This is a genomic window from Pinibacter aurantiacus (genome assembly GCF_019130065.1).
Taxonomy (GTDB): Bacteria; Bacteroidota; Bacteroidia; order Chitinophagales; family Chitinophagaceae; genus Pinibacter; species Pinibacter aurantiacus.
Map to the genome: position 1 here is coordinate 20,008 of NZ_JAHSPG010000018.1, position 15,644 is coordinate 35,651.

General features: G+C 42.2%; 15 protein-coding genes. 3 read left to right on the forward strand and 12 right to left on the reverse strand.

Features of this window, described 5'->3' with window-relative positions; translation table 11 throughout:
- Positions 1 to 292: 292 nt before the first annotated feature.
- The 10 genes from KTO63_RS23825 to topA form a co-directional block, all read right to left on the reverse strand.
- A complete protein-coding gene (locus tag KTO63_RS23825; protein WP_217794486.1) occupies positions 293 to 1,060 on the reverse strand; it encodes an OmpA/MotB family protein in 768 nt (255 codons plus the stop codon).
- A 228-nt stretch (positions 1,061 to 1,288) separates the two neighbouring features.
- Positions 1,289 to 2,497 carry a formylglycine-generating enzyme family protein gene (locus tag KTO63_RS23830; protein WP_232373317.1) on the reverse strand — a complete coding sequence of 403 codons (1,209 nt, stop codon included), beginning with the start codon at positions 2,495 to 2,497 and terminating at the stop codon, positions 1,289 to 1,291.
- 251 nt (positions 2,498 to 2,748) lie between these two features.
- Positions 2,749 to 3,249, reverse strand: coding sequence for a hypothetical protein (locus KTO63_RS23835; protein WP_217794487.1), 501 nt, complete (start codon positions 3,247 to 3,249; stop codon positions 2,749 to 2,751).
- Positions 3,250 to 3,292: 43 nt separating this feature from the next.
- A complete protein-coding gene (locus KTO63_RS23840) occupies positions 3,293 to 3,703 on the reverse strand; it encodes a hypothetical protein (RefSeq protein ID WP_217794488.1) in 411 nt (136 codons plus the stop codon).
- A 184-nt stretch (positions 3,704 to 3,887) separates the two neighbouring features.
- On the reverse strand, positions 3,888 to 4,850 hold the full coding sequence (locus tag KTO63_RS23845; protein WP_217794489.1) for a hypothetical protein: 963 nt from the start codon (positions 4,848 to 4,850) through the stop codon (positions 3,888 to 3,890).
- 178 nt (positions 4,851 to 5,028) lie between these two features.
- Complete coding sequence (locus tag KTO63_RS23850; protein WP_217794490.1) at positions 5,029 to 5,469, reverse strand: DUF2147 domain-containing protein; 441 nt, start codon at positions 5,467 to 5,469, stop codon at positions 5,029 to 5,031.
- A gap of 309 nt (positions 5,470 to 5,778) precedes the next feature.
- Complete coding sequence (locus tag KTO63_RS23855) at positions 5,779 to 6,270, reverse strand: DUF6934 family protein (protein WP_217794491.1); 492 nt, start codon at positions 6,268 to 6,270, stop codon at positions 5,779 to 5,781.
- Positions 6,271 to 6,319: 49 nt separating this feature from the next.
- Positions 6,320 to 6,868 carry a D-glycero-alpha-D-manno-heptose-1,7-bisphosphate 7-phosphatase gene (locus KTO63_RS23860; RefSeq protein WP_217794492.1) on the reverse strand — a complete coding sequence of 183 codons (549 nt, stop codon included), beginning with the start codon at positions 6,866 to 6,868 and terminating at the stop codon, positions 6,320 to 6,322.
- Positions 6,869 to 7,044: 176 nt separating this feature from the next.
- Positions 7,045 to 7,629 (reverse strand): D-sedoheptulose-7-phosphate isomerase, encoded by a 585-nt coding sequence (locus KTO63_RS23865; protein WP_217794493.1) that lies wholly within the window; start codon positions 7,627 to 7,629, stop codon positions 7,045 to 7,047.
- Between the two features lie 120 nt (positions 7,630 to 7,749).
- On the reverse strand, positions 7,750 to 10,350 hold the full coding sequence (gene topA, locus KTO63_RS23870; RefSeq protein WP_217794494.1) for a type I DNA topoisomerase: 2,601 nt from the start codon (positions 10,348 to 10,350) through the stop codon (positions 7,750 to 7,752).
- A gap of 194 nt (positions 10,351 to 10,544) precedes the next feature.
- On the opposite strand from topA, the gene KTO63_RS23875 reads away from it, so the two are divergent.
- Positions 10,545 to 10,736, forward strand: a complete 192-nt coding sequence (locus KTO63_RS23875; RefSeq protein ID WP_217794495.1) for a hypothetical protein — start codon at positions 10,545 to 10,547, stop codon at positions 10,734 to 10,736.
- 222 nt (positions 10,737 to 10,958) lie between these two features.
- Positions 10,959 to 11,213: a hypothetical protein gene (locus KTO63_RS23880; protein ID WP_217794496.1), complete on the forward strand. Its 255-nt coding sequence runs from the start codon at positions 10,959 to 10,961 to the stop codon at positions 11,211 to 11,213.
- Between the two features lie 158 nt (positions 11,214 to 11,371).
- On the opposite strand, the gene KTO63_RS23885 is transcribed toward KTO63_RS23880, so the two are convergent.
- Together KTO63_RS23885 and KTO63_RS23890 are read right to left on the reverse strand one after the other, a co-directional pair.
- Positions 11,372 to 11,566: a hypothetical protein gene (locus KTO63_RS23885; RefSeq protein WP_217794497.1), complete on the reverse strand. Its 195-nt coding sequence runs from the start codon at positions 11,564 to 11,566 to the stop codon at positions 11,372 to 11,374.
- A gap of 484 nt (positions 11,567 to 12,050) precedes the next feature.
- Entirely contained in the window at positions 12,051 to 13,964 is a 1,914-nt protein-coding gene (locus KTO63_RS23890; protein WP_217794498.1) for an SPFH domain-containing protein, read from the reverse strand.
- Positions 13,965 to 14,834: 870 nt separating this feature from the next.
- Between KTO63_RS23890 and KTO63_RS23895 the strand changes: the two genes are divergently transcribed.
- Positions 14,835 to 15,542, forward strand: coding sequence for a phenylalanine 4-monooxygenase (locus KTO63_RS23895; RefSeq protein WP_217794499.1), 708 nt, complete (start codon positions 14,835 to 14,837; stop codon positions 15,540 to 15,542).
- Positions 15,543 to 15,644: the final 102 nt, after the last annotated feature.

Genomic DNA, 15,644 nt, shown 5'->3' on the forward strand with positions numbered 1-15,644 from the left:
TTTCTAATATTTTCGGCGAATCCCGGAAAAACGTTTTACTACTGCCTGTCCGGTCAAGGCCTCCCGCAAAAGTCATTAATCAATGTTATTTGTTTGTTATTCGAAAGATTATTACAGAAAATGTTGTGCCGGAGGAGCAAAACGTTCAAGGCCTAATGCTTAACGCAGTTCAGGTGTAAAACCCCGTGCAAGGAGGGTAGAGTCTTTCCAAAAAAGAACGCTTAAGGAATAACTTCAGAAAGTTACACCTTAAGCGTTAAGCATTTGGCGTTGGGCATTAAGCGTTAAGCATTTACTGCTGTGTCGACGCATTCACCAGATTCCAAACCTCGGAAAGATCTGGCGTTAATATGATCTCTGTACGGCGATTGCTTGCACGGCCCTCGGGAGTGGCGTTGTCGGCAACAGGGGCGTATTTGCTCCTACCTGCGGCAGTTAAGCGGGCAGGGTCCACACTGTAGCTGTCCCGAAGAATACGCACAATGGTGTTTGCTCTTTCTGTGCTTAGTTGCCAGTTGTCTTTATAAGATTTCTTAAAAGCAACTGAGTCTGTATGACCTAATACCATTATTTTAATGCTGGTATCCTGGTTGAGCACAGAAGCTACGGTGCCAAGTGCTTCTTTGCCACGGTCATCAAGTACAGCACTGCCGGATTTAAATAATAGCTTGTCTTGCAAAGACACATACACCAACCCGTCCTTGTAAGTTACCTGCACTTCATCTGATTTAAATTTGTTCAAAGCATCAGCGATTTTTGTGCGTAGGTCCTCCATAGCTTTTCTTTGTGATTGCAGGGTGCCTTGCAATGCTTGCATTTGCTTTTGCTGATTTGCCATGCCCTGTCTGGCAGTATTAAGGTTAGCATTCAATGCATCTTTTTGGGCATTAAGGTCGTTTACATTGTCCTTGAGACCCGATATTTGCTGATTGAGTGAGTTGTTTAAGCTATCCAGTCGAGCAACTTCAGCATTTGCAGCTTTCAGTTTTTTGCCTGTACCACATGACATCATGGTGATTGCCGCAAAGCATGCCAGGCTCGCAGAAAGTACTTTCTTCATACAAGTATATTTTGAGATTGTATTGAAAAAATTGTGCCGGGGGCGAATTAATAATTAATAAATAATAATTAATGGGTGGCGTCACAACGAATTGTCGGCCCGTTCGCAATAGGGGCGAATCGCATTCGCCCTGTTGCACGTTCGTGAGGTTCGAAAGAAACAGACGCAAGTTGTTGTTTTTGTGCTGCTGCATGATCATGCAGCAGGGAGGGCGAATGCGATTCGCCCCTACTGTTTCGCCAGCATGGTCTTCTTCGAAACATCTTTCACACAGCGGAAACCAACGTGGTTGCTGGCAGATCGGAATTCACCTTTGCCGCGCGTTCCCACCATATAGCGGGTGCAATATTGATCTGTGCAGAGGTATGAACCGCCTCTTTGCACTTTCTTTTTAGTACCAGGTTCGGCAGGATCAAACGAAGTAGTTGGCCCCTGTGGATTTCTTGTAACGGCTTGTTTGGAAAGATCCTGGTAATAATCTGATCTGTACCAGTCATTGCACCATTCCCATACATTGCCTGCAACGTCATAAAGACCATATTCATTGGCCGCGAATTGCTTAATAGGGGCAATGCCTACAAAACCGTCGCTTCCGGCATCCTTGTCAGGAAAATGGCCCTGGAACGTATTCGCCATCCATTTGTCTTTCGGTTTTAATTGATTGCCCCAGGCATACATTTCTCCCGCTTTTCCACCGCGTGCGGCAAATTCCCACTCGGCTTCAGTCGGCAAACGCTTTCCGGCCCAGTTTGCATAAGCAACCGCATCCTCATAAGCGATTTGCACCACAGGATAATTGTCCTTGCCTTTAATATCGCTATCGGGCCCGGTGGGATGTCTCCAGTCCGCGCCTTGTACATAGTTCCACCACTGATAATGGTCATTCAGCTTAACCTCGTGGGCCGGGGGCGTAAATACTACTGAGCCTGCTACCAAATTCTCTTCCGGTGCATCGGGAAATTCTTCTTTTGTTGGTTTTTTTTCTGCCACCGTTACATAACCCGTCGCTGCAACAAATTTTGCATATTCACCGTTTGTAACCTCTGTTTCATCCATATAAAAAGGATTCACGTATACTCTGTGAATGGGTCTCGCGTCATTCATCGATTCATGCCCGCCATCCTGCATGCCTTTCGGGTTCACACCTCCCATGCTGAATTCGCCGCCGGGAATTTTAACCATCCCATCCGGTGCCGCATCAAAGTTTACTGTATTTAAGACGGTTGGTTTGAATTCATTACCGCCGTTGTTGGCATAAATAGAACTGTCAGCCACTGTCAAACCATTTACGGTACATGAAACGGCGCCATCAACTTTTGCTTTTGTAAGTTCTGAAACAGATCTTCCGGAAGTATTGCCGACAGTGCTGTTGCATGAAATATAACTAAAAGCAAGAGCCATCAGCGTAGAAGTATATAAAATTGGTAGACTTTTCATGTCGTGGTGTTTGTGGTCAGAGTTGTTTCAGAAATAAAGTTAGCGAATATTTCACGCACACACGCCTTGATTTCACGCCGCGAACGCAACGGAGCAACGGCGCGGCGAGAGATTGTTGGTCTTGTAGTGTCTTGCCAGGAGAACATTGATCTGTTTAAAAACTAAAATGATACACCAACCTTCGCGAACCCGTTGCATCGCTGCTCCGCTGCGTTCGCTGCGTGAAACAAACATGGTTTCTGCGTGAAATTCTACATTTGGCTTGTTGGTTTCTTGGTTTTATCCAGTTCACCTATGAACGGAATTTGATCCATGACGTGTGCCTTGATGATAGTTTGCAGATACCCTTCCAGTTGGAAGAATTTAGCAGCGTTTACGCCGCCCACAGCTGTTGATACTTTCTTGTAGTATTGTAGATGTAGTTTGTCCAGAGAAATCTCATTTTCCAATGCGCGTTTTGCCAGATCATCGGCCTTTGCATTATCAAGTTTGTCGTAAGCGTTGGCATAGTCCTGTATAATGTTTATCCTTTGCCTGTTTAGTTCCTTACGTTTTACTTCGTACTCGTCATAAATGGTCCAGAATTTGGCACTTTGATCCGCAGGTAAGGTCATGTATTGCTGAACCAGTTCCTTCTTTTCTTTTCCAAAAACTGATTGTATTACATCGATGTCTTCTTTTGACACAGCATCTTGTGCAAAAGTTGTTGCTGTTATAAAACAAGCCGCCAGTACAATGATTGTTTTTTTCATAATAGTGCGATTTAGTTCAAATGATTAGATGTTTTGTGAGGTTTTATTTTAATCCGAATAAGATAACTTTTGCATGACCATGGAATCCCGGTACTCCGCTTTTGTAAGTGAATTCTACCCGCCTGAGTCTTCTTTCGCCGCCATTTAAATCAATTAACCGGCTTTCACCGCCCTTGGGAATTACAAAACGCAACGGAATATTTTGCGGTACGCCGTTTTCATAAACAACGGTCATGTTCAGCATTTCTACGGCAGCATCAATTACGTGGAATTTCAATTGCCGGAACCAGTCGTTTCCGGCAAGCACTATCACGTCTTTGTCAACAGTAAATTTTACGACCGTTGTGCCAAGTTCCCGCCATCCGACGTTGCCGTGCGTTACGCGTACTTGTTGTGCATGTACATTGATTGCAGTAAAAAGGAACAGGATTGAAAAAAAGACGCATTTTTTCATTGTTATGGTTTACATAAGCATGAATAACAATGAAACCTGTATTTTGTTAAAGGGGCTGGGAGAAATTTTGAAGATAGTGCGCTTGTGCACTAGATAAAGTGGCCACTGAGGCACAGAGGATATGAGCTGCCGTAACAAGTTCGTAAAATAAATTCAGTGTCCTCTGTTTCTCAGTGGCAAAAAACTATTGCTTTTTTTTCTTTTCGTTTTTCTGTGATTGTTCCAGGAGCCTTTGCTCGTTGATGTTGCCGTTGGCATCGCGAATTGTTTGCTCCACGGGCTCTTCACCCTCTTTCAGTTTAAAGTTGAACACTTTGTCAACGTGCACCCACTGGCCTTTTTCCCATTTGAAGCCTTCAAAATCGCCATCAGGAACATATGTTTCTTTTCTTTCGGGTTCCTCTGTTTCGGAAGTGAGGTGGTCGTAAACGATCATGTCCAGTTCTGGGTTGTAATTGAAAGTCGTTCCGGCTTCTTTTTTATACTCGATATAAAAACGGTTCTGTGGAGCTTTCTTAGTAGTATCATTTTTGAAAGAAAAATAGCCGCCACCAAAAATAGGGTCGCCTGTTTTCTCATCGAAAGTAAGTACATCAATCCATTTTCGGTTACTGCTCACCGTGTAGCTGTCAAACCCGATTAAAGTGTAATATTTTTTATTGTTGTAAGTCTTCTCAATAATGCGATAATATACTGCGCCGATCCAGTTCCTGTTTGAACGAACAGAATCTTCTGGCTTAGAGGTGAACATTGACTGGTCAAAAAGCGGTACAAGTTTTAGTTCTCCATTAGCCGTACGGTATTGAATGGCGCCTTTTTGCAAATAGAAATATTCATCCTTTTTCATTTGCCAGGTAAATATTCTGAACGTGCTATCCGGAGGACAGAGTTTGGAAACGGTCTGTAGCGAATCGAAAGGGTAATAGAACGAATTGTGTGTTTTCAGCGCACGAACGAGGCCCCTTACAAAAAGGCTGTCGGCGACAAAACGATCAGAAGGCTCCTGCGCATTGATCATATCTTCTGCATATTTCTTTAGCGTGTCCTGTTTAAGCTGAAGTGCTTTAACGTCAGCTTTGGAAATATGCTGACCAAAAGAAATGCCAGCGATCAAAATGAATGTTATCGAAATGATTAATTTATACATAGTTATCTAAGCCCGGTTGTTTGGGATTGCAAAACTGCAAATATTAAGCGAATAAATGTTAAACGAAATTAACCGTAGTAAATTTTATTTACTGTTAAAGAGAAAGTTAAAATAGTAGGGGCGAATCGCATTCGCCCCGGAGACTTGCCCCAAATTCGGATTGCATTTATTTTAAGGCCTATTCGGCCAACGTCCACGTACTCGTGCGGCCAAGCATGGAAAAACTGCAGATATAGCCCTTTAGTTTCAATTCCTTACCCGCAAGGTTGATTTTTCCGCAGTATGTTTTTCCCGACATGGGGTCATATACAGTTCCGCCTTCATACTGATTGGCGTTATCAGAACTTTTTTTAAATGATTTAAGTATCAGCAGATTTTGCAAAGGGGCTTTTTTCTTGCTTTCGACAGGATTTTTTACATCAGTTTTTGGATTGCCCAATGCATCCTTGGGTTCGGCCAGCCAAACGATTTTTCCATAAAACAAACCGTCAGTCGCCTTGTAAACCTGAATTTTTGACGTCTTTTCCTGGTTGTACCACACTCTTTCAACAGGTTCTTTTTGTGCCTTTGCGAATAAACAGGCGCTTATAAGCGTGAGAAATAGAAATAGTTTTTGCATAACGTTTAGAGCTGGCGTTAAATCATTCAATGAAAATGTCCTCGTATTCAACAAAGATGCTCCTCTTTAGGTTCGCAAAAGAGCATTGCTTGAACGGAGTCGAATGACCCAAAATGAAAAAGCCTTTGCAAAATGTTTTTTTGCAAAGGCCGTAGTATTGGTCAAGTTGAACGTAAAGATTACCTAGGTAAAGGGCAGGATGCTAGTGTTTTTGCACCGCGTTCCATTTTCTTTTTGATAGAATCAGACTCAGGCATCGGTTTAATGCTGTCATCAATTTTTACTGTTCCTAATCGTTTTGACAGTACACTAATTGGTACGTGTTTTTCTTTTTTCTTCATCGTTTTTTAAAGGTAAGGTCTTTATTTTTAACTGTATTAAAAATTCCAGATAATGTTTGCCTTTCACAAAAGGTTCCCATTTATTATCATATCCATACAAATCGAAAGTATTTAGAATTTCGTCCAGATTTTTGGAAATTCCAATTTTATACAGTCTTGATCTTGCTTTTGTGCTTCCCGAAGCATACACATATTTATCGGGATATTTTTCAAGAAATTTGACTGCCACTGCAGCCACCGTTGCCAGCACTTTTTGACGATCGTTGTTATCTGTAATAGCTAGGTCATCGATTTCGCCATTCGCGTCAACATCTCCGAAACAAATATTGTAAACATTTGACGTCTCTGAAAAGCGGTTGAATTCTATTTTCTTCTTTATTTTTCCTTTGGGACCAATGCTATAGAACTCAAATACCATTAACGACTTCGATGCCGTTGTCTCATACTTATCAAGGTTCATCTAAAAAGGCAAGCTTTTTAAGATGGCCATTAGGTAATGGGGAAATTATTTATAGCGCCTTCGCAAAATCCAACAGATCCTCAAACGCTAAATCAACAGCAGGGTGGGGAAGTAGTTGATCAGGGCTTGTCGTTTTTACAAACACTGTATGCATTCCCGCGTTTCTTCCAAATTCCATATCGCTGATGTTGTTACCCACCATTAATGATTTGGAGAAATCAATTTCAGGGAAATCCTGCTGCGCCTGGAAAGCCATGCCAGGATTAGGTTTGCGGTGGGAGTGATTACTGTCTAAAGCAATACAATAATAAATGGTGTCGATGCGGCCGCCAGCTTTAGTTATTTCTTCCAGCATATTTTTATGAATATCCTGTAAGCTTTCTTCTGTCATCAAGCCCTTGCCAACACCTTTTTGATTGGTCACTAAAATGATCCGTGGAAATTTTTGGGAAAGTATTTTGATAGCTTCTAAAGCTCCTTTATAAAAAGTAAACTCACCGTAATGATAAATGTAATCCTCCACTTTTTCATGGTTGATAACACCGTCGCGGTCGAGAAATAGCGTCCAGTCGTTATTTATGTCGGAGAGATTGAGCATCGGAATTTGAAAATTTGAAAATGAGAAAGCCAATTTGAGAATTTGAGGATTTGAAAATTTGAAAATGCCTCAGGTGCATCATTTCTCTTTAATAACATCAGGCCTTTTGTAAAGGCCAACAATCAAGAGCGAAAAATGCACGGAACGAATTTTCAAATTTTCAAATCGTCAAATTTTCAAATTGAGAAATATTTCTCCTCCACCAACTCGCAAATGATATGCCCTATTGTAATATGGCTTTCCTGTATGCGTGGTGTTATGGAAGACGGTACATTGAACAGATAATCGCTTAGTGCATGCATGATGCCGCCGGTAATGCCGGTGAAGCCAACTGTGATAACGCCTTTCTCTCTTGCGACCTCAAATGCACTTACAATATTGGCTGAATTGCCTGATGTAGAAAGACCGATCAATACATCACCTTTTACCATGATGCCATCAACCAGGCGGGAATAAATATCGTTATAGCTGTAGTCATTGGCAACAGCTGTTAAGTATGAGGTGTTGCAATGGAGTGCTTCCGCAGGCAGCGCTTGCCTGTTTTTGTAAAAACGTCCGCTGAACTCGGCAGCGAGGTGTTGCGCGTCTGCCGCGCTACCACCATTTCCGCAGAAATAAATGCGTTTGCCGTTTTGAAATGCGTTTACGATTGTATCAACAACTTCCAGCATTCTTTCAAGCATCGCCTGGTCCTGCAGTATTTGTTGTTTTGTATCAATTGATGATTGAATGATCTCTTTTACCTGGGTAATGCGTTCCATGTTTAATTAGTTGATAGTTGTTGGTTGTTAGTTCTGGCCCGATTGAAGTTATTCCAGCGGGTTTAGAAACTAGCGCCCAACCATTTTCAAATCTTCAAATTCTCAAATTGTCAAATTGATCTATTTCTTCTTCGGTGCGGCCTTCTTTGGTGCTGCTTTTTTAGTTGCAGTCTTTGTGGCTGTCTTTTTCGCGGCAGTTTTCTTCGCTGCTGCTTTCTTTGCAAAAGCATTTGGCACCTGCTCTACAATCATTTTCTTAACATCTTCCAGCGAAATGCCCGCAGCTTCTTCCTCACTATATTTTGTACCATCGGCTTTCCTGCCAAGCTTCAACATTTTCTTTTGAAAGCGTATGAATGCTCCCCATCGGCCATTTTCAATGGATATCTTTTCTTCCGGCCATTGTTGTATATAACGGTTGGCCTCTTTTTCCATTTTCTTTTGGATCAGTTCCTCGCATTGTGCCTGTGTAAGCGTATCGAAATTGTAGGCTCTTGGTACGTTTATGAAAATATCGTTCCACTTAATGAACGGACCAAAACGGCCTTTGCCTTTTGTAACAGGTTTGCCTTCGTAAGAGGCGATAGGCGCATCAGCAACCTGCTTAACGTTGATAATTGCCAATGCTCTTTCCATGTCAACAGTCAGCGGATCTTCGCCTTTTGGAATGGAAATAAAGTCTTCACCCCATTTTACATAAGGACCAAAACGACCAACATTTACCGATACTTCTTTGCCTTCAAACTCACCCAAGGTAAGCGGCAGTTTAAAGAGGTCCATCGCCTCGTCAAAGGAAATAGTCTCTATGCTTTGATTGGATTTCAGGCGTGCAAAACGTGGTTTCTCTTCATCGTCAGCGCTGCCAATTTGCACCATCGGGCCGTATCGTCCCATGCGGGCAATTACTTGTTTGCCGCTTGCAGATTCAACACCCAATTCACGTTCTCCTTTTGCTCTTTCTGCTGTTTCAAGCGTTACTTCAATGCTGTTATGAAATGGCGAATAAAATTCATCTATCATTTTATTCCACTTCATTTTGCCTTCGGCAATTTTATCGAAGTCGTTTTCTATCTCGGCGGTAAAACCGTAGTCCATTACCGTTTTAAAATGCTGCTTTAAAAAGTCTGTTACCAGCATACCCAAATCGGTAGGGAACAGTTTACCTTTTTCAGCCCCGGTGGTTTCGGTTTTAATTTCTTTAGAGATTTCGTTCTTCTTATCGAGATGAAGAATATTCAGTTGTCTTAAAACGCCGTCTTTATCACGTTTCTCGACGTAATTTCTTTTTTGGACGGTAGAAATGGTCGGTGCATATGTACTCGGACGACCAATACCCAATTCCTCCAGTTTTTTGATAAGCGAAGCTTCCGTATAACGTGGAGCAGGGCGGGTATATCTTTCTGCAGCCAGCATCTCTTTAAATTCAAGTGCTTGTTTTACCTGCAATGGAGGCAAGATGCTGTCGTTGTCATCATCGCCGTCTTCCTCATCTTTTCCTTCAAGGTAGACTTTCAGAAAGCCGTCAAACTTCATCACTTCGCCGGTTGCGGTAAGTGTTTCTTTATTGGTAGAAATATCAATTTTAGCGGTTGTCTTTTCAAACTCAGCGTCACTCATCTGTGAAGCGATGGTACGTTTCCAGATCAGTTCATACAAGCGCTTTGCATCGGGATCATCCACTGTATGGTTTTCCATGTAAGTGGGACGAATCGCTTCGTGCGCTTCCTGAGCACTCTCGTTTTTATTCTTGTATTTACGTGGCTGGTGGTATTTAGCGCCGTAGCTGCTGGTCACCTCGTTTCTGATTTCGCCCATTGCTGTATCGCTAAGGTTCACACTGTCAGTACGCATATACGTTATCTTACCGCTTTCGTATAAACGCTGTGCGAGCAACATGGTACGGCTTACACCATAACCCAGTTTGCGGCTTGCTTCCTGTTGTAGTGTTGAAGTGGTGAAAGGCGCGGCAGGGGAGCGTTTGGTTGGCCTTACGCTAATGTCAGTTACTGTATAATTTGCGCCCTTGCAGCTTTCGAGAAACTTTTGCGCATCCTGGGCACTATCAATTTTTGACGGGCCTTCTGCTTTGAATGTTACTTTCTTGCCTGTTATATCGTTTGCTACAAAGTAAGCGTCGATTTTATAGCTGCTTACTGCGTTAAACTGGTTGATCTCTCTTTCCCTTTCCACGATCAATCGTACTGCCACACTTTGTACACGACCCGCACTCAGACTGCGCTGCATGCCAATCTTTCTCCATAGTACGGGGCTCAATTCAAAACCCACGATCCTGTCGAGTACGCGGCGAGCCTGCTGCGCATCTACGAGGTTCATATCTATTGTGCGTGGATTTTGCACTGCTTTTCTAATGGCAGGTGCAGTAATCTCGTTGAAGACAATACGTTTGGTGGTTTTGGGGTCAAGACCAAGAACTTCCGCTAAGTGCCAGCTAATGCTTTCACCTTCGCGGTCCTCATCCGATGCGAGCCAAACCTCATCGGCTTTCTTCGCAAGGCTCTTCAAGTCGCGAACCACTCTCTCCTTATCTTCGGGAACTATATATCTAGGTTGAAAATTATTGTTGATGTCAATCCCCATGTCGTCCTTCTCCAGGTCACGAATATGACCAAAAGAGCTCTTCACCTCGAAATCTTTCCCCAGGATTTTTTCAATGGTTTTCGCTTTTGCCGGGCTCTCCACAATCAGTAAATTCTTTGCCATACTATATTATTATATACCAAAAACGGTTTTAGTGTCGTGCAATTTTAATGTATAACCCTGAAAATAAAAAATTGCCTGCGGCGGCTATTGTCAAAAAGCATTGATTTTTAATGTAAAAATAACCGGGGGGAAACAGAGCGTAAACCATATTTGGCGCGGCATATGAATTGATTACTAATAACTAAAGAAAATTTATGAAAAACAGAAAAATAATTCCCGCCATTGCTTTTGGCGCCATTGCCGCAGGAGCTGCCACCTATTATTTTATAAAAAGGAGAAATAAAACAGATGAAAACGGCCATTTAACGGTAAAAGACCGCAGCCGGGGCATCCGCCATGTTATTTATGCCGCGAAAAGATTTCAACACGGCGACTCTTTCCGATAGCTGGAAAGGGACAATGCCTAACCGGAGAATAGCAAACTATTTATTAAAATCAATTTATATGTAAGTGTAAACCTATACGTATACAACTCGGAGCTTGCATCTCACATCTATTAACCATGGTACGACGCTGAAAACGTGTTTTACCGTGGTTTTTTATTTAAACAATTTTTTGAAAAAACATACGTTCTAATATTAATATTCTATTAAAAACCAATATCTACTATGGACGCTATTCTAACAAACTCACAAGCGGAACTGGCTGCCGATTTTCAAATGAAGGAAATTCAGGTAAGGTATAATAGCCAGATCGGATTACTAAAAATTCAAAGCGTGAAATATGCTCAACGAACACCGGAATTGGGTGTTTCATATTTACAGGCTGCAAAAGATATTATGCACCGTTCATTATTTTTTTATGTTTCTACTGGTTTTGTTTTAAGCGAAGAGGGCTTCTATTTTTCAGCAATGGAAAATTAACCTCATCGCAATTTGTTGGTTATTGGTGATAAAAAGGACAGCTCTTAGGACTGTCCTTTTTTAGTTGAATAACTGATTAACTGAATAATTGAGTAGTTGCATTCGATCATATACTTCAATATTCGGCCACTACGTTATTCAGTTATTGAGTTATTCAGTTATTGCTGCTTCACCGGTTGATCGCTCTCTAGCTCAGGATCACCGTCGTTTTTCTTTCCTTTCAGATCTCTGTCGGTTACCAGTTCAGCCTTACCTTGTTCCTCTCCCGGAGCTTTATCTTCACCTTCAAAATCTTCATTCGGTAACGTAGGTTGCTTTTCATCCTTTGCAGAGAATTTATTTTCGTTTTTCATACACGATAAGTTTTGTTATAGTTTTTACTTCAAACTTCATTCCGCCGGGAGGGTGAGAATCAATTAATAATTAATAATTAAGAATTAATAGGGCTGTATTCGTTTTTTAATTTAACAACTAAAGATGTGGTTATCGTTGTTTATTGGGTGAACATCGGTAATTCAAATGAACATCGTTGCGTCGCACACTTAAGCATTTGAATATAGATGAGCAGCAGCATAATAATTCAGCGTCGCTTAGGTAGTGGGAGGACTTCGTTGAAGAAAAACAATGTCGGCCTAAGTAAACGACATTGTTTTGCTAAGTAAAAAAGCCGGCATCACTGCCGGCTCGGATAAGGGGGATTTAGGGGGCTTATGTTTATCTCCCGATAAAACACTTGCATTCATAGGGGGCTGCCTTGGAAAAAGCTGCCGTAAGGTTCTAGATTAGGGTAGGGATTATAGTCTCGCTGCAACCCTATTAATTTTTAATTATTAATTATTAATTGTTGCCCTCGGTCTGTTTATTTTCCTTGATCATCTGCAGCAACTGCAACCCCATCAATCCACTCAAACTTCCATCGCTGCCATTGCCACCGCTTACGATCAGGTCAGGGATGATCTTGATGTTGCCTTTACCAATTTCCTCGGTGATCTTGTATTTGGTAAAGTTGTCGCCACCCATGGCTTTAACCTGCAACTCATAAGCTTCTGCGGTAGACTTACCAATCGCCATGATTTTTTCAGCTTCAGCCAAACCTGTTTTGCTGATCTTTTCGGCATCGGCGCTTGCGTTTATCTTTGTCGCTTCGGCTTGTGCACCTGCTCTTGCTTTTGTAGCTTCCGCTTCTGCATTTGCACGCATTTTAGTAGCTTCGGATTCTGCATTTACCTGCAGTTTCAAACTGGTCGCATCACCCTCAGCTTTCTTCACGGCTGCATCTGCGGTGCGTTGAGCGATCTCTACGCTTTGTTGCGCTTTTACGATCTCTTTCTGCATGTCTGCAATAGCCGTTTCTTTTTCCATACCTTGTCTTTGTTCCTGCGCCATCTTTTGCGTCTGGTAGGTTTTTTGTTCCTCTTCCGCAATCTTTCTATCCGTCAGGGTTTTCATCAATGCTTCCGGAGGAACGATGTCACCGATCAAGGTATCCACGGCGTTTACGTTGTACTCATCCAGCACTTCCTTGATGTGTTCCCTTGCAGATTTCTGTCTTTCCTTACGTGTACTCAGGAAGCTGATTACATCGCTGTCCTGCGCACTGTTACGGAAATAGTTACCGATCGTTGGCTCAAGCACCTGCGACACCAGGTTGGTCATGCTGCCGAATCGTGCGATCACTTTAGGCGCTTCATTCGCGGGAACGTGAATGATCTGTGCCACGTCAAGATTGAAAGGGAAACCATCTCTTGAACGAACAGTGATCGTACTTAAATTTTTATCGAGGTCATGTGCTTCACTTCTCGCATTTGCCCAGTTCAGTACAAGGTTGGTAGTAGGTACAAGCTCTACCTTCATTGTATAGGTATTGACAGGATATTTACCGGGGCCCAACGGCTCCATCCATACACCACGGAAACCTTTGCTTACGATGTTACCATGTTTAAAAGTGTCGCCCGTCATGTCCTTACCATCTTCACCGATGTATGAGATCACCACACCCACCTGACCGATCGGTACATTGGTCATCGGGATCTCCTCGATCTGGATCGCCCACTGGTTGATAAAGTAGCTACCGGCCAGCATTACCTGCGGTTGCAGACCACGATTACCACCGTTTACAAGAAAGGCATCAACGTCCTGGAAGTTGTTGTGTCCTTCAATTTGTTCACCGGCGATTTGTCCGGCCTTGATTGGCACACCGTCCAGCGTGGTAACAATACCCACTTTGTTCTCATGGATGATCGTCATGTCGGCAATAGTCACTGTAAACGCATAGCTGTTGATACGATACGTACCTGCAGTAAGCAATGCAGTCTGTCTACCTTTCTGACCGCCATTGCTAAGGAATTTCTCAGCATCCTGGAAGTGGTCGCTATTCACCGTGCGGCCAAGGATGTTACCTGTTGGCAATTGCGCACCGTCGTTTGCCAATACAAGGCCGATCTTGCCTTCCGGGATTATCATAAAGGGTTGCATTTCCACACCGTACTGCCATGGCCACATACCCCAGTAAAGACCGGGAGCTAAGGTTTGTGCCTGGAAACCGGCTTCTCCTTTTGTGGCGATGATACGACCGTCTGGCAGGCCGCGGTTGGCACCCATTAATACGAATTTTTTTGTCACCAATCCTATTCGGTTTTCCGGTACGATGACCATACCGAAGAACATTCGTAAAATGAACTTGTAGAACAGGATAAAGATCAGTATCAGTGCTAACCACCAATAGCTGGCAAAAAGGGTTGGGATGTTCATAATTATGTTTTGTTTTTTATTGTTTGATAATTGTTTGATAGGGAATGGAACGCCCGCCTGAATGACTTTCGTCGGGTAGGATGATTTTCATGATTGTCAAGATTTGTCAAGATCTTTTGAATTGTTTTAATAAATCATGGCAATCATCAAATTCATGCGAATCTGCGTTCTTGTCTTTTCGGCAATAACTTGTCCGATGCATAACACAATGTTTGGTAACATTACATATATGCGCTTGTACCTAGTTGTTAGCTAGTGTGTACTTGATTTGCCTTAAATTTTTGTCAGGAACTGAAGGTGATTGCAGGTAGTACTTGGGAACCGTTTTTTGCGAAAAGAACCGCAATATTATGTTTCATATTCGTAGGAGATGTGCTCCTTGTTTGTTTGATGGTGTAAAGATATATCGCGCTATCGCTTCATTGTGAGTGATTTAGGGAGCAGCGGGACTTGCCTAGTGAGGAGCGGAAAAGTATGTGTGATGAGCGGTAAATATGGGGTGTTGGGGGCGAGATAGGTGGATAAACGGGGAGAGACAATTAGGAATTAGAAATTAGGAACTAGGAATTTGTGCACCCCGTAGAGACGCGTTGAACGCGTCTTCGTGCGGCATCCGTTTTATGCGTGAATTCCTGAAAGAGCTTTCCGATAAACAACAATCACCGGCGGAAAATCAATTCGAAATTTTTCATTCTTACATTATAAAATGCTTTTTGTTTTATAATTGATTGTTGAAAAAGAGGCATTGTTAGAAATTATTCTTCTATTTCTTCTTTTATAATATATCATATAATCAGGTAGGACATCCATCTCAAAAACTATCTTTAATTTGACTAACAAACGATAGTATAATTTAAAATACAACTTGCCATGGAACAACAATATGAATTGTACACTTCAGAAGATCGCGAAGTTTGGAAACAGCTTTACATCCGTCAGCATCCACAAGTCGTTCAATTTGCTTCGCAAGCAGTGATTGATGGTATGGAACAATGTGGCTTTCGGGCAGACGAAATTCCTGACTTTAGAAAAGTAAATGAGAATTTATCGCACATTACCGGTTGGGAGATATATGCGGTACCGGGTTTGATCGACAATAAACTTTTCTTCGAAAACCTGGCCCTGAAAAAATTTCCATGTGCTACCTGGTTACGCACGATGCAACAACTCGATTATCTCGAAGAACCGGATATGTTCCATGATGTATTTGGTCATGTGCCTTTGCTGACCAATCATGAGTTTACGGGCTTTTTAAGCAATCTTGCGGTGATTGCCCTGAAAAATATTGATGACGAAGATTTCATCGAAAGAATGAGCCGCTTGTATTGGTATACTGTAGAGTTTGGGTTGATTAAACAAAATGGTGAACTTAAAGCCTATGGCGCAGGAATATTATCATCTATTGGTGAAACAAAATATTCGCTGTTCTCTGATAAGCCTAAACGTGTGCCTTATGATTTGCATACAATTTTAGATACTCCTTATATCAAAGACAAATACCAGGAAGTGTATTATGTTATCAACTCTTATGAGGAGTTGTTTGCGAGTATTGAGAATTATAGTGAAAGCTATGCGTAATGCTTAACGCAGAACGCAGAACGCTTAAGGTGTAACTTCCGAAGTTATTCCTTAAGCGTTTCTTTTTTGGTAGCCCATATCAATTACTACGGCGCACACAAA

Bases quoted from the DNA above. Each gene is read 5' to 3' on its own strand.
- KTO63_RS23825 (WP_217794486.1), bottom strand. From the start codon at position 1,060: ATGAAGAAAGTACTTTCTGCGAGCCTGGCATGCTTTGCGGCAATCACC.
- KTO63_RS23830 (WP_232373317.1), bottom strand. From the start codon at position 2,497: ATGAAAAGTCTACCAATTTTATATACTTCTACGCTGATGGCTCTTGCT.
- KTO63_RS23835 (WP_217794487.1), bottom strand. From the start codon at position 3,249: ATGAAAAAAACAATCATTGTACTGGCGGCTTGTTTTATAACAGCAACA.
- KTO63_RS23840 (WP_217794488.1), bottom strand. From the start codon at position 3,703: ATGAAAAAATGCGTCTTTTTTTCAATCCTGTTCCTTTTTACTGCAATC.
- KTO63_RS23845 (WP_217794489.1), bottom strand. From the start codon at position 4,850: ATGTATAAATTAATCATTTCGATAACATTCATTTTGATCGCTGGCATT.
- KTO63_RS23850 (WP_217794490.1), bottom strand. From the start codon at position 5,469: ATGCAAAAACTATTTCTATTTCTCACGCTTATAAGCGCCTGTTTATTC.
- KTO63_RS23855 (WP_217794491.1), bottom strand. From the start codon at position 6,270: ATGAACCTTGATAAGTATGAGACAACGGCATCGAAGTCGTTAATGGTA.
- KTO63_RS23860 (WP_217794492.1), bottom strand. From the start codon at position 6,868: ATGCTCAATCTCTCCGACATAAATAACGACTGGACGCTATTTCTCGAC.
- KTO63_RS23865 (WP_217794493.1), bottom strand. From the start codon at position 7,629: ATGGAACGCATTACCCAGGTAAAAGAGATCATTCAATCATCAATTGAT.
- topA (WP_217794494.1), bottom strand. From the start codon at position 10,350: ATGGCAAAGAATTTACTGATTGTGGAGAGCCCGGCAAAAGCGAAAACC.
- KTO63_RS23875 (WP_217794495.1), top strand. From the start codon at position 10,545: ATGAAAAACAGAAAAATAATTCCCGCCATTGCTTTTGGCGCCATTGCC.
- KTO63_RS23880 (WP_217794496.1), top strand. From the start codon at position 10,959: ATGGACGCTATTCTAACAAACTCACAAGCGGAACTGGCTGCCGATTTT.
- KTO63_RS23885 (WP_217794497.1), bottom strand. From the start codon at position 11,566: ATGAAAAACGAAAATAAATTCTCTGCAAAGGATGAAAAGCAACCTACG.
- KTO63_RS23890 (WP_217794498.1), bottom strand. From the start codon at position 13,964: ATGAACATCCCAACCCTTTTTGCCAGCTATTGGTGGTTAGCACTGATA.
- KTO63_RS23895 (WP_217794499.1), top strand. From the start codon at position 14,835: ATGGAACAACAATATGAATTGTACACTTCAGAAGATCGCGAAGTTTGG.